The sequence below is a fragment of the Janthinobacterium sp. GW821-FHT03C10 genome, from assembly GCF_059420865.1.
Map to the genome: position 1 here is coordinate 141,248 of NZ_JBWKUN010000006.1, position 13,010 is coordinate 154,257.

Annotated in this window: 9 protein-coding genes; 8 read left to right on the plus strand and 1 reads right to left on the minus strand. The window is 66.4% G+C overall.

Annotated elements, in window-relative coordinates:
- Positions 1–10 precede the first annotated feature (10 nt).
- The 8 genes from AC07VH_RS20410 (at position 11) to AC07VH_RS20445 (ending at position 12,194) form a co-directional block, all read left to right on the plus strand.
- Positions 11–2,044 (plus strand): TonB-dependent receptor, encoded by a 2,034-nt coding sequence (locus AC07VH_RS20410; protein WP_494787808.1) that lies wholly within the window; start codon positions 11–13, stop codon positions 2,042–2,044.
- Between the two features lie 103 nt (positions 2,045–2,147).
- Positions 2,148–2,882, plus strand: coding sequence for a 2OG-Fe dioxygenase family protein (locus AC07VH_RS20415; protein WP_475414795.1), 735 nt, complete (start codon positions 2,148–2,150; stop codon positions 2,880–2,882).
- A gap of 142 nt (positions 2,883–3,024) precedes the next feature.
- Entirely contained in the window at positions 3,025–4,386 is a 1,362-nt protein-coding gene (locus tag AC07VH_RS20420) for a hybrid sensor histidine kinase/response regulator (protein ID WP_475414796.1), read from the plus strand.
- A 262-nt stretch (positions 4,387–4,648) separates the two neighbouring features.
- Positions 4,649–5,377, plus strand: a complete 729-nt coding sequence (locus AC07VH_RS20425; RefSeq protein WP_493047175.1) for a CerR family C-terminal domain-containing protein — start codon at positions 4,649–4,651, stop codon at positions 5,375–5,377.
- Positions 5,374–6,789: an efflux transporter outer membrane subunit gene (locus AC07VH_RS20430; RefSeq protein ID WP_494787809.1), complete on the plus strand. Its 1,416-nt coding sequence runs from the start codon at positions 5,374–5,376 to the stop codon at positions 6,787–6,789. Before AC07VH_RS20425 ends, AC07VH_RS20430 begins: the two co-directional genes overlap by 4 nt.
- A gap of 13 nt (positions 6,790–6,802) precedes the next feature.
- Positions 6,803–7,978 carry an efflux RND transporter periplasmic adaptor subunit gene (locus AC07VH_RS20435; protein WP_494787810.1) on the plus strand — a complete coding sequence of 392 codons (1,176 nt, stop codon included), beginning with the start codon at positions 6,803–6,805 and terminating at the stop codon, positions 7,976–7,978.
- A 9-nt stretch (positions 7,979–7,987) separates the two neighbouring features.
- Positions 7,988–11,104, plus strand: a complete 3,117-nt coding sequence (locus tag AC07VH_RS20440) for an efflux RND transporter permease subunit (RefSeq protein WP_494787811.1) — start codon at positions 7,988–7,990, stop codon at positions 11,102–11,104.
- A gap of 130 nt (positions 11,105–11,234) precedes the next feature.
- Positions 11,235–12,194 (plus strand): hypothetical protein, encoded by a 960-nt coding sequence (locus AC07VH_RS20445; RefSeq protein ID WP_494787812.1) that lies wholly within the window; start codon positions 11,235–11,237, stop codon positions 12,192–12,194.
- An 18-nt stretch (positions 12,195–12,212) separates the two neighbouring features.
- Here the strand turns inward: AC07VH_RS20445 and AC07VH_RS20450 are convergent, their stop codons facing one another.
- Positions 12,213–12,953: a hypothetical protein gene (locus AC07VH_RS20450; RefSeq protein WP_475414802.1), complete on the minus strand. Its 741-nt coding sequence runs from the start codon at positions 12,951–12,953 to the stop codon at positions 12,213–12,215.
- Between the last annotated feature and the right edge of the window lie 57 nt (positions 12,954–13,010).

Sequence of the window (13,010 nt, forward strand, 5' to 3'; positions counted from 1 at the left end):
CCATACACCCATGACGCCACGCTCCCTTCCCCTCCTCCTCGCCGCCCTGTTTTCATCCGCCGCCCACGCCGACGACATCTTCCAGCGCGTGCTGATCGACGGTTCGCGCCTGAATCAGCTGGGCGTGGCCGATTCGGCCAACGCGGGCAGCGTCACGCAACAGCAGCTCGACGCGCGCACCAGCTACCGGCCCGGCGAATTGCTCGAAGCCGTACCGGGCTTGATCGTCAGCCAGCACAGCGGCGAAGGCAAGGCCAACCAGTTCTACCTGCGCGGCTTCAACCTCGATCACGGCACGGACTTGCGCACCACCGTCGACGAGATGCCCGTCAACCAGCGCAGCCATGGCCACGGCCAGGGCTGGACGGACCTGAACTTCTTGATCCCCGAACTGGCCATGCGCCTCGATTACAAGAAGGGACCGTATGCGGCGGCGCAAGGCGATTTTTCCTCGGCGGGCGCGGCGTCCGTCGTCTACGCGAACCGCCTGACGCAAGGCATCGCCAGCGCCGGCATCGGACAAAACGGCTTTCGCCGCGCCCTGCTGGCCGACTCCATCGATGCGGGCGACGGCAGCCTGCTGTACGCGCTCGAAGCGCAGCATAACGATGGCCCGTTCACGCAGCCGGACCGCTACCGCAAGCGCAATGGCGTGCTGCGCTACAGCGAAGGCTATGCCAACAACGGCTTCAACGTCACGGCCATGGCGTACGACGCCAGCTGGAACGCCACCGACCAGATCCCGCTGCGCGCCGTGCAGGACGGCAGCTTGGGCCGCTTCGACGCCGTCGATGCCAGCGACGGCGGCAAGGCGCAGCGCTACAGCCTGTCGGGCGCCTGGCGCCAGACGACGGACGACGTGTCGTCCAGGGTCAGCGCGTACGTGATTGCCAACCGCCTGGCCCTGTTCTCGAATTTTACGTATGCGATGGACGACCCGCTCAACGGCGACCAGTTCGCCCAGCCCGACCGGCGCGTGACGGCCGGCCTCGACGCCAGCCACACCTGGCACCGGCACACGGACAGGGGCAGCAGCGATACCACCATCGGCCTGCAGCTACAGAGCGACAATATCCACAATGGCCTGTACAACACGCGCCGGCGCCAGGTCCTGTCGACCACGCGGCAAGACCATATCGTCGAAACGAGCATCGGCGTGTATGCCGAAAACAGCACGCGCTGGTCGCGATCGCTGCGCACCGTGGCCGGCCTGCGCGCGGACGCCTACCGCTTCGACGTGCGCAGCGACCGCGCCGCCAATTCGGGCACGGCCAGCGACCATTTGTTCAGCCCCAGCCTGAGCGTGATCGCGGGGCCGTGGCGCGACACGGAGGCGTATGTCAACATCGGCAACGGTTTTCACAGCAACGACGCGCGCGGCACGACCATCACGGTCGACCCGAAGACGGGCGAAGCGGCCGCCAAGGTCACGCCCCTGGCGCGCTCGCGGGGGCTGGAACTGGGCTTGCGCAGCGCCGCCATCACCGGCCTGCAAACCTCGCTGTCGCTGTACCGCCTGGACTTCGATTCCGAGCTGCTGTTCATCGGCGATGCGGGCGCCACCGAGGCGGGCCGCCCCAGCCGCCGCTACGGCATCGAGTTTTCCAGCTACTACAAGGCGGCCAGCTGGCTGTCGCTGGACCTGGACCTGGCGTATGCGCGGACACGCTCGCGCGGCAGCGACCCGGCGGGCGACTTCATCCCCGGCGCCATCGAAGGCGTGGCCCAGCTGGCCATGACGGTGACGCCGCCGGGGCCGTGGTCGGGCTCCTTGCGCCTGCGCTACTTCGGTCCGCGGCCCCTGGTGGAAGACAACAGCGTGCGCTCCGCCGCCAGCGTGGGCTTGAACGGGCGCATCGCCTACCAGGTCGACAAGACCTGGCGCGTGGCAGTGGAAGGCTACAACCTGGCCAACCGGCGCGACTCGGCCATCGATTACTACTATGCCTCGCGCCTGCCCGGCGAGGCGCAGCCCGTGGACGATCTCCACTTCCATCCGGTGGAATCGCGCTCGCTGCGTATGACCCTGGTAAAGAATTTTTAACTCAACAAGAATAATTCCTGTCGTACTGCACAGGAATCGCCGCGAAGTCGTAGAATGCCAGGCTGGATAAACTGATACAGGCCGCGTTCCGGCCGGCACCGCCATGAGCACTTCCGCACCGATCTTTACCGACCCGTCCCACGTCAAGGAAGCCTTGCGCGATGACGGCTATGCCGTCCTGCGCCCGCAGGACGTGGCCGCGCTGGCCGGCTGCCCGCTGGCCGCGCTGCGCGCGCTGGAACCCAGCTGGAACACCCTGGCGCTGGACAATTACCTGAAGGATGGCGGCCGCTATCGCCGCCGGCGCCACTCGTGCTTCGTGCAGGATGGCGAACGCCTGACGCAGACGGCGCACCGTCCGCACTGGCAGCCGGTGGAATACAACGCCCTGCACGGCGGCATGCACCGCCTGTTCGAACCGGTCGAAGCGGCTATCGTCGCGCAAGCGGCCTGGCAGCAGCTGATCCGCGCGCTGGGCGACGCCTGCTCGCAGGTCAAGGGCCGCCAGCCGTGGTTCATCGAGGCGCACCAGTTCCGCATCGATACGACTGACGGCATCGGCCGCCCGACGCCGGAAGGCGCGCACCGCGACGGCGTCGATTTCGTCGCCGTGCTGCTGATCGGGCGCGAGCAGATCAAGGGCGGCGAGACGCGCATCTTCGAAGCGGATGGCCCCAACGGCAAGCGCTTTACCCTGACCGAGCCGTGGTCGCTGCTGCTGCTCGACGATGCCGCCGTGATCCATGAATCGACGCCGATCCAGCCCATCGGCGAACACGGCCACCGCGATACGCTCGTGCTGACCTATCGCGCCGGCCAGTTCCAGGGCGAGAACTGACAGGCGGCCACAGCATTCCCTGTGGCCAAAATAGTTACTTGGAAGTTACTTTTGCAGACCTAAATCCGATATAGTCATACGATGTCGATATTGCGCGCTCACCGCGCCCAGCATCACCACACTGAAATCCTAGGAGAGGTCTGTGGACTCCAACAACCAAATCAAGCCTGACGAAATCGAGATCCTGATCGTCGAGGACAGCCCGACCCAGGCGGAGCGCTTGCGCCGCCTGATCCAGTCGCTGCACTACAACGCGCGCGTGGCGGCGAATGGCCAGCTGGCCCTGGCCGCCATCCGCGAGCGCAAGCCGCACCTGGTGCTGTCCGATATCGTCATGCCTGAAATGAATGGTTACGACCTGTGCCGCGCCATCAAGTCCGACCCGACCCTGCGCGACATCCCCGTGATCCTCGTCACCTCGCTCAACGACCCGAAGGACATCATCCGCGGCATCGAGTGCGGCGCCGACAATTTCATCCGCAAGCCCTACGCGGAAGACTACCTGCTCAACCGCATCAGCCACATGCTGATGAACCAGAAGCTGCGCAAGAACCAGAACGTGGAGATCGGCATCGCCCTGTACCTGGGCGACCAGAAGCATTTCATCAACGCGGAGCGCCAGCAAATCCTCGATTTGCTGATCTCCACGTATGAACAGGCGGTGCAGGTCAACGGCGAACTGCAGGCGCGCGAACGCCAGGTGATCGAACTGAACATGCGCCTGGCGCACCATGCGGCCGAACTGGAAACCATCAACCGCGAAATCGCCCTGAAAAACCTGGAGCTGGCCGAAGCGAGCCGCATGAAGTCCGCCTTCATCGCGAATATGTCGCATGAACTGCGCACGCCGCTCAACGCCATCATCGGATTCACGGGCGCGCTGCTGATGAAACTGCCCGGCCCCCTGACGTCGGACCAGGACAAGCAGCTCAATACCATCCGCGCCAGCGCGCGCCATCTGCTCTCGCTGATCAACGACATCCTCGACGTGGCCAAGATCGAGGCGGGCAAGCTGACCCTGTCGATCGAGCCCGTCCACTGCCAGGAGCTGATGGCCGACGTGGCCGACACCCTGCGTCCGCTGGCCCAGCAAAAAGGCCTGGCGCTGGAGATCGAACTCGGCGAACCAAATCGGCCGCCCGCCATCATCGACACGGACCGCCGCGCGCTGACGCAAATCCTCATCAACCTGCTCAACAACGCCATCAAGTTCACGGAACAGGGCACGGTGCGCATCAGCCTGGCCCAGCGCGAGGAAGACGGCGTGCTGGTGACGGAAATGAGCATCGCCGACAGCGGCGCCGGCATCAAGGAAGAAGACCAGGCCAAGCTGTTCCAGGCCTTCTCGCAGCTCGATTCCACCTCCACGCGCCACGTGGAAGGCGCGGGACTGGGCCTGTACCTGTGCCAGAACCTGGCCAACGCCATCGGCGGCGCCCTGTTCTTCAACAGCGACTACGGCTCCGGCAGCACGTTCACGCTGGCGCTGCGCAGCAAGGCCTGAGCTTCTGTGCGCCGCAGCATGGAATGCGGAAATTTTGCCATCCAGGAGAGACCGATATAGTAGTTCTACGGTATTGCACTGCAACATATTCGGCGCTATAGTGGAACTGTCTCCTCCAATTCGTTCCCTGAACATTGGATTCAGCCCGCGCCAGTTCGCGGGCTTTTTTTTGCCTGCGTTTGACATTATCTTCATCATTCCTTAACTAAATCAAGTGATTTAGTTATATCAATCGTTTGAGATATGTGATTCAATCTGCGGCATGATTGAAAAAAATATTTCCCCAACGCCAAGCGCCGACGACGGGCGCAAGCCCCGTTCCGATGGCGAGCAGTCGCGCGAGCGGCTGCTGCACAGCGCCATCCGCCTGTTTGCAGGACAGGGCTACGCCAAGACCTCCACGCGCGAACTGGCGCAGGCGGCCGGCACCAACGCCGCCGCCATCCGCTACTATTTTGGCGACAAGGCGGGCCTGTACCGCGCCGCCTTCGCGCAGCAATCGGCCAGCCCGCAAGACAATATCGCCCTGTACGAGCAACCGCATTTCACCCTGCGCCAAAGCCTGGAAGGCTTTTATGCGCAATTGCTCGCCCCCATGCAGCAGGGCGAGATCGCGCGCGATTGCATGCGCCTATGGTGCCGCGAGATGCTCGAACCGACGGGCCTGTGGGCGCGCGAGATCGACCAGAACATCCGCCCCGAACACGAGGCGCTCACGCGCGTGCTCGCGCGCCACCTGGGCGCGCCCGACAACAGCGACGACATGCACCGGCTGGCGTTCTCCATCGCCTCGCTGGCCCTGCAGCACATGGTGGGCGCCGACGTGCTGCAAACGCTGCGCCCGCAACTGCTGGAATCGCCGCACGCGATCGACACCTGGCTGGCGCGCATGACCGACTACGCGCTGGCCATGGCCGACGTGGAGCGCCGGCGCCTGGCCATCCCCCCCTCCTCCCCTACCACTCAACGACAAGCAGAAGGACCAGCATGACGATTATTCGATGCACCGTTCAACGCGCCCTGGCCGCCGGCATCGTGCTGGCGCTGGGCGGCTGCGCCCTGCAGGGACCGCCCGCCGCGGTGGCCGCCAGCGCGCCCGCGCAGTGGCAGGCGCCGCTGCCGCATAACGGCAAGCTGACGGACCTGGCCAGCTGGTGGCAAGGCCAGGGCGACAGCCTGCTGGTGGAATTGATCAGCGATGCGCAGCAGGTCAGCCCCACCATCGCCGCCGCCGGCACGCGCATCGCGCAGGCACGCGCGGACAGCATCGCCAGCGGCGCCGCGCTGGCGCCCACGCTCGACGCGACGGGCAGCGTGGTGCGCACCAGCCAGCAATCGGCCCAGCCCAGCGGCACCACCTCGCAGGCGGCGCTGCAGGCGTCGTGGGAAATCGACGTGTTTGGCGCCAACCGCGCCACGCGCGACGCGGCGCAGGAGCGCTACGCCAGCGCGCGCGCGCTCTGGCACGAGGCCCGCGTCTCCGTGGCTGCCGAAGTGGCGAACCAATACTACGCCTTGCGCACCTGCCAGCAATTGCAGGCCGTGGCCGAACAGGATGCCGTCTCGCGCCGCGACTCGGCACGCCTGACGCAACTGAGCGCCGGCGCCGGCTTCCAGCCGCCCGCCAACGCCGCGCTGGCCCGCGCCAGCGCGGCCGAAGGCGCCAGCCGCGCCATCGAACAACGCGCCGCCTGCGACGTGAATGTCAAGGCGCTGGTGGCCCTGTCGGCCATGCCGGAAACGTCGCTGCGCCAGAAGCTGGCGGCCGGCCCTGCCATCCTGCCCTCGCCCGTGGCGATTGCGGAACTGCCGGCGCAAACCCTGGCCCAGCGTCCCGACATCTACAGCGCCGAACGCGAAGTGGCGGCCGCCAGCTTCGAAGTACGCGGCGCGCAGGCGCAGCGCTATCCCCGTCTGAGCCTGGCCGGCTCCATCGGCAAGGGCAATATCCGCGCCGGCGGCACCAGCATCACGGCCAGCACCTGGAGCATCGGCCCGCTGGCCGTCAGCCTGCCCATCTTCGACGGCGGCACCCGCCGCGCCCAGATCGACGCGGCCACGGCGCGCTACGAGGAAGCCGTGGTGAAATACCGCGCCGGCGTGCGCCAGGCCGTGCGCGAAGTGGAAGAGGCGCTGGTCAACCTGGCCAGCACGGACGAGCGCAGCGAGCATGCCAAAACCGCGCTGGAAGGCTACCGCGTCTCGTTCGTCGCTACCGAAGACCGCTACAGGAACGGCCTGGCCAGCCTGATCGAACTGGAAGACGCGCGCCGCACGCGCCTGGCCGCCGAAAACACGGTGGTCAACCTCGAGCGCGAACGCAGCGCCGCCTGGGTGGCGCTGTACCGCGCCGCCGGCGGCGGCTGGAACGGCAGCAACGCCATCGCCAACAATGCACCTTGACGGATACGACAACATGAAAAAACCGATTTTGACACCCACGACAGTCGCCCTTGCCGCCCTTTGCGTGATGCTGGGCGCGGGCGTTACCCTGTACGCCCCTTCCTCCACGGCCGCCGACGAGGCGAAGGACAAGAAGGCGGCGCAGAAACCCGCGCTGACCGTCACCACGGCCAAACCGCAGACGGCCAGCCTGCCCATCAAGCTGAGCGCCAACGGCAACGTGGCCGCCTGGCAGGAAGCCGTCATCGGCAGCGAGTCGAACGGCTTGCGCCTGACGGAAGTACGCGTGAATGTCGGCGACGTGGTGCGCGCCGGCCAGGTGCTGGCCGTGTTCTCGAACGACACGGTGAACGCCGACGTGGCGCAGGCCAGGGCAGCCGTGCTGGAAGCGGAAGCGAATGCGGCCGAGGCGGCCGCCAACGCGCAGCGCGCCCGCTCGCTGCAAAGCACGGGCGCCATCAGCGCGCAGCAGATCAGCCAGTACCTGACGGCCGAACAGACGGCCAACGCGCGCATCGCGTCCGCCAAGGCGCAGCTGGCGTCGCAGCAGCTGCGCCTGAAATACACGCAGGTGGTGGCGCCCGACAGCGGCATCATCTCTGCGCGCTCGGCCACCGTGGGATCGGTGGTCGGCGCCGGCACGGAATTGTTCCGCATGATCCGCCAGAGCCGCCTCGAATGGCGCGCCGAAGTGACGGCCACCGAACTGCTGAACCTGAAGCCGGGCACCGTGGCGCAGGTGAAGGCGGCCAACGGCAGCGTGTTGACGGGCAAGGTGCGCATGATCGCTCCCACGGTCGACCCGCAGACGCGTTCCGCCCTCGTGTACGTGGACCTGCCGGCCAGCACGGGCAACAATGCGCCGTTCAAGGCCGGCATGTACGCCAGCGGCGAATTTGAACTGGGCACCTCGGGCGCGCTGACGGTGCCGCAGCAGGCGATTGCCGTGCGCGATGGCTTCAGCTATGTCTTCCGCCTCAATCCCGACCAGCGGGTCAGCCAGATCAAGGTGCAGGCCGGACGGCGCTTGAGCGACCGCATTGAAATCCTTGGCGGCATCACGGCCGACACGACGATTGTCGTCAGCGGCGCCGGCTTCCTCAATGACGGCGATCTGGTACGGAATGTGCAAAACCCGGTGGCATCCCCGGTGGCAGCAGCAGCCAAGCCGGCCGCAGCGAAAAAGTAAGGAGAGGCCATGAATTTTTCCTCCCTCTCGATCAAGAATCCGATCCCGGCCATCATGCTGTTCGCGCTGCTGACCCTGGCCGGTCTGCTGGCCTACAAGGCCAATCCGGTGCAGGATTTCCCCGATATCGAACTGCCCATCGTCACCGTCAGCGCGGTGCTGCCCGGCGCCGCGCCGGCCCAGCTGGAAACGGAAGTGGCGCGCAAGATCGAAGACTCCGTCGCCACCCTGCAAGGCGTGAAAAACATCTACACCAAGGTGCTCGATGGCGTCGTCACGGTGACCGTCGAATTCATCCTGGAAAAGCAGATCGCCGAAGCCGTCAACGACGTGCGCGACGCCGTCGCGCGGGTCAAGGCGGACATGCCGGCCGAACTGCGCGACCCCACCGTCACCAAGGCATCCACGGCCGGGCGCGTGGTGCTGACCTTTATCGCCACGGCGAAAGGGGGCGTGGACAACCCGCTCGACGCGCCCGACCTGTCCTGGTTCGTCGACAATACGGTGGCCAAGCGCCTCCTGACCGTGCCCGGCGTGGGCGCCGTCACCCGCGTGGGCGGCGTCTACCGCGAGATCCAGGTGGAACTCGACGAAGCGCGCATGGCCGCATTGAAGGTCTCGGCCCTCGACGTCTCGCGCCAGCTGCGCCTGGTGCAGCGCGAAGCGCCGGGCGGCCGGGGCGACGTCAGCGGCGCCGAGCAATCGGTGCGCACCATCGCCACCGTCAAGACGGCCGATGAATTGTCGCGCGTGGAAGTGCCGCTGCCGGACGGCCGCCATGTGCGCCTGGACCAGGTGGCCACCGTGCGCGACACCATTGCCGAACCGCGCGCGCTGGCCGAGCAGGATGGCAAGACGGTGGTCGCCTTCGAGGTATTCCGCACCAAGGGCGCCAGCGAAGTGGCCGTCGCCAAGGGAGCGCGCGACGCCATCGCCGACCTGCAAAAGGAAAACCCCAACGTGGTGCTGCAGCAGTCGATCGACAATGCCTTCCCCGTCGAGGAAAACTTTGACGGCTCGATGGAGCTGCTGTACGAAGGCGCGCTGCTGGCCGTGCTGGTGGTGTGGTGGTTCCTGCGCGACTGGCGCGCCACCCTGGTGGCCGCCGCCGCCCTGCCCCTGTCCGTGATGCCGGCCTTCCTCGGCATCTACTGGTTCGGCTACACGCTCAATACCGTCACCCTGCTGTCGCTGGCGCTGGTCGTCGGCGTGCTGGTCGACGACGCCATCGTGGAAATCGAAAACATCGAGCGCCATCTGCGCATGGGCAAGTCGCCCATGGAAGCGGCCATGGAAGCGGCCGATGAAATCGGCATGGCGGTGATCGCCACCACCTTCGCGCTGGTGGCCGTGTTCCTGCCGACGGCCTTCATGAGCGGCATTCCCGGCCTGTTCTTCAAGCAGTTCGGCTGGACCGCCGTGCTGGCCGTGCTGGCCTCGCTGGTGGTGGCGCGTCTGCTCACGCCGATGATGGCGGCCTACATATTGAAACCGCTGCCGCACAAGGAGGAACAGGATGGCTGGCTGATGACGCGCTACCTGACGGTCATGCGCTGGTGCCTGAACCACCGCGGCATCACGGCCATCGCCGCGGCCCTGTTCTTTGTCGGTGCCATCGCGCTCGTGCCGCTGCTGCCGACCGGTTTCGTGCCGGCCGCCGACCGCGCGCAGACGCAGATCAACCTGGAACTGCCGCCCGGCTCTACTTTGAGCGAAACGCAGGCCGTGGCAGCCATGGCGCGCGACGCGGCCATGCGCACGCCGGGCATCCAGGGCGTCTTCAGCTCGATCGGCGGCGGCTCCAGCGGCGACGCCTTCGCCCCCGGCGCGGCGGCCGAGGCGCGCCGCGCCGTGCTGACCCTGACCACCGTGCATCGCACCGAACGCAAGGAATCGATGGCGGACCTGGAAACACAGCTGCGCCACAAGCTCGATACGATCCCCGGCGCCCGCTTCACGGTGGGGCCGCCCGACACGGGCGTCAAGATGCAGCTGGTGCTGCGCTCGGAAGACCCGGTGGCTTTGACGACGGCGGCGCAAAAGGTCGAGCGCGAGCTGCGCGGCCTGAAAGGCATCGGCAACGTCAATTCCAGCGCCTCGCTGGTGCGTCCGGAAATCATCGTGCGCCCCGATTTCGCCAAGGCGGCCGACCTGGGCGTGACGGCGGCCGCCATCGGCGAGACCGTGCGCGTGGCCACGGCCGGCGACTACGACACGGACCTGACGAAAATGAACCTGCCCGAACGGCAGGTGCCGATCCGCGTCAAGCTGCCCAACAGCGTGCGCGCCGACCTGGCCGCCATCGAGCGCCTGACCGTGCCCGGCAAGAATGGCCCCGTGCGCCTGGCGAACGTGGCCACGGTGACGATGGAAAGCGGCCCGGCGCAGATCGACCGGTTGAACCGCAGCCGCAACGTCACCCTCGACGTGGAACTCGGCTCGCGCACGCTCGGTGAACTGAATGAAGAAGCGCGCGCGCTGCCGTCGATGAAGAATCTGCCGCCGTCCGTGAAGATCGCCGAACTGGGCGACGCGCAGGAAATGGCCTCGCTGTTCGCCAGCTTCGGCCTGGCCATGCTGATCGGCGTGCTGTGCATCTACTGCGTGCTGGTGCTGCTGTTCAAGGACTTCATGCAGCCGGTGACCATCCTGGCGGCGCTGCCGCTGTCGATCGGCGGCGCCTTCGTGGCGCTGCTGATCACGGGCAGCGCCCTGTCGATGCCCTCGATGATCGGCCTGATCATGCTGATGGGGATCGTCACCAAGAACTCGATCCTGCTGGTCGACTATGCGATCCTGGCGCGCCAGGCCGGCATGAACCGCTTCGATGCGCTGGTTGACGCCTGCCACAAGCGCAGCCGCCCCATCCTGATGACGACGATCGCCATGGGCGCCGGCATGATGCCGCTGGCGCTGGGCTGGGGCGCCGACCCCAGCTTCCGTTCGCCGATGGCCATCACCGTCATCGGCGGCCTGATCACCTCGACCTTATTGAGCCTGCTGGTGGTGCCGGCCGTGTTCACCTATATCGACGACCTGGAGCACCTGCTCAAGCGCGGCATGGCGAAACTGCGCCGCCAGAAGGCGCCGCTGCGGCGCGATGACAGGGTGGCGCTGGAAAAATAAGCGCCAGGCTGATTGCAAAATCGCCCCCTGCGGGCAAGGAAGCGAGGGACCGGCCGCCAGACCGCGCTCCCTCGCTTCCGTCTATCTGGCATACTGCGCCCATTCTCCATGAACGCAATCTGCCCTGCCTATGAATTACCGCACCCCGCTCGTCCTGCTGATGGCTTCCGCACTGCTCGGCGCCTGCTCGGAAAAAACCGCGCCCGCCACGGCACAGGAAGCCGCCGACGCGCCAGCAGCAGCCGTCGAACCGGCGCCGGCCGACATTGTGCCGCCGCCGTCCGCCACCGCGCCCAGGACGGAAGCGATGAACACGCCGCAGGCGCGCGAGCGCGAAGCAGGCATGATGCGCGCCGTCTTCGGCAAGGACTACCGCGGCGACAGCGACGACGCGCTGGCCGACCTGTCCGATCCGGACAACCACATCGACAAACTCAGTTACGTCGTCAGCGCCGTCAGCCACAAGCTGCTGCCCGATGGGCGCGCCATCCTGGTGGCGAATGCGGAAACGGCGAATACGGAAGGCACGGCCGAATCGGCGCATGCCTCGCCGGGCCTGTTGAACGTCTTTTTCCTCGCGCCCAAGGGCCAGCCGGAAGACGGCCAATGGCAAGTCGTGAAACGCCTGGAAAACATCGCCACACTCGGCTCGTCGGGGCAGCTCGGCGAAGTGCACTGGGTCATGCTGGGTGCGAACAAGCCGGGACTGGCGATACGCCATGGCTACACGGGCCAGGGTTACACCATCACCCAACTGGCCCTGTTTGAAATCGGCGATGGCAAGGTGACCGCGATCGATGGCGGCATCGACCTGTATTCGGACAATATGGGCGCCTGCGGGCCTGACACGGACGAGTGCTGGATGGTCGACGGCAAATGGCGCTTCGCGCCTGCGCGCGATGGCGGCGCCTACGACGACTTGCTGATCGATTTCAAGGGCGCCTCCGAAAAAATCAAGCCGGGCGTCACGCTCAAGCCGGACGAAGACCCGCCGCGCATCGCCACGCCCCTGAACGGCCACGCGCGCTATGGCTTCGATGGCAAGGGGTACAAACTGCTTGAAGGGAAGAATCCAGTGCCTGGCGTGTAAGCCGGCACCGGCAAGCCATCAGCGGCGCGCCGCCTCCAGGCGCGCCAGCAGCGGCGCATACATGGCACGCGTATGGCTGCTCCAGCGGGCCATGGCGCTGTCGATATCGAGCAGCAGGCGCTCCGACAGCACCTTGTCGCCCTGCTGCAGCGCCCAGATCGCGCACTCGGCGCGGCACTCGAAGCTGTTGTAGCGCGTCAGCGCATCGTCGAATTCCGCCTTCGCTTCCTGCTGTCGCCCGCTTTGCGCCAGCGCGCGCGCCGTCAGCAGGGACACCATCTCGGGACGGAAATGGATGTCCGTGCGGCGGATGAATTCCAGGTGCGTCAGCGCTTCGGCGCCGCGCGCGCATTCCAGATAGGCGCGCGCAGCGCCCAGGCGAATTTCCAGGTCCGATGAAAACGCTCCCCGCAGGCAGGCTTCGTACGTCGCTGCCGCTTCCTGCGCAGCGCCCGCCTCCAGCTGCGCGCTGGCCAGGCGCATCTGGTTTTGCGCCGTCGGCGTGTACTCGAAGGCCGCCTTCGCCTCGCGCAGTTCGCGGTTCGGGTCGAGCACCTGCACGGCCACCGAGGCGACCTTGCGCGCGCCTTGCGGCAGGCGCGAATTGGGCAGGTAGATGGCAAAGAAATACACCACGCTGCCCAGCAGCGGGAACATGAATAAAATGAGCAGCCAGTACAGCTGCTGCCCGTTGCGCACCACGTGGATCGCAAAAAATACCGCGATCAGGATGTGGATGCCTATGCCAAAAATCGTCATGCTGCGACCTCGTTCGTTCGTGATGGAAGCGGCTGGCACCATGCCGCCGCTTTCCCT

Coding starts and splice junctions, on each gene's coding strand:
- AC07VH_RS20410 (WP_494787808.1), top strand. CDS start 11: ATGACGCCACGCTCCCTTCCCCTCCTCCTCGCCGCCCTGTTTTCATCC.
- AC07VH_RS20415 (WP_475414795.1), top strand. CDS start 2,148: ATGAGCACTTCCGCACCGATCTTTACCGACCCGTCCCACGTCAAGGAA.
- AC07VH_RS20425 (WP_493047175.1), top strand. CDS start 4,649: ATGATTGAAAAAAATATTTCCCCAACGCCAAGCGCCGACGACGGGCGC.
- AC07VH_RS20430 (WP_494787809.1), top strand. CDS start 5,374: ATGACGATTATTCGATGCACCGTTCAACGCGCCCTGGCCGCCGGCATC.
- AC07VH_RS20435 (WP_494787810.1), top strand. CDS start 6,803: ATGAAAAAACCGATTTTGACACCCACGACAGTCGCCCTTGCCGCCCTT.
- AC07VH_RS20440 (WP_494787811.1), top strand. CDS start 7,988: ATGAATTTTTCCTCCCTCTCGATCAAGAATCCGATCCCGGCCATCATG.
- AC07VH_RS20445 (WP_494787812.1), top strand. CDS start 11,235: ATGAATTACCGCACCCCGCTCGTCCTGCTGATGGCTTCCGCACTGCTC.
- AC07VH_RS20450 (WP_475414802.1), bottom strand. CDS start 12,953: ATGACGATTTTTGGCATAGGCATCCACATCCTGATCGCGGTATTTTTT.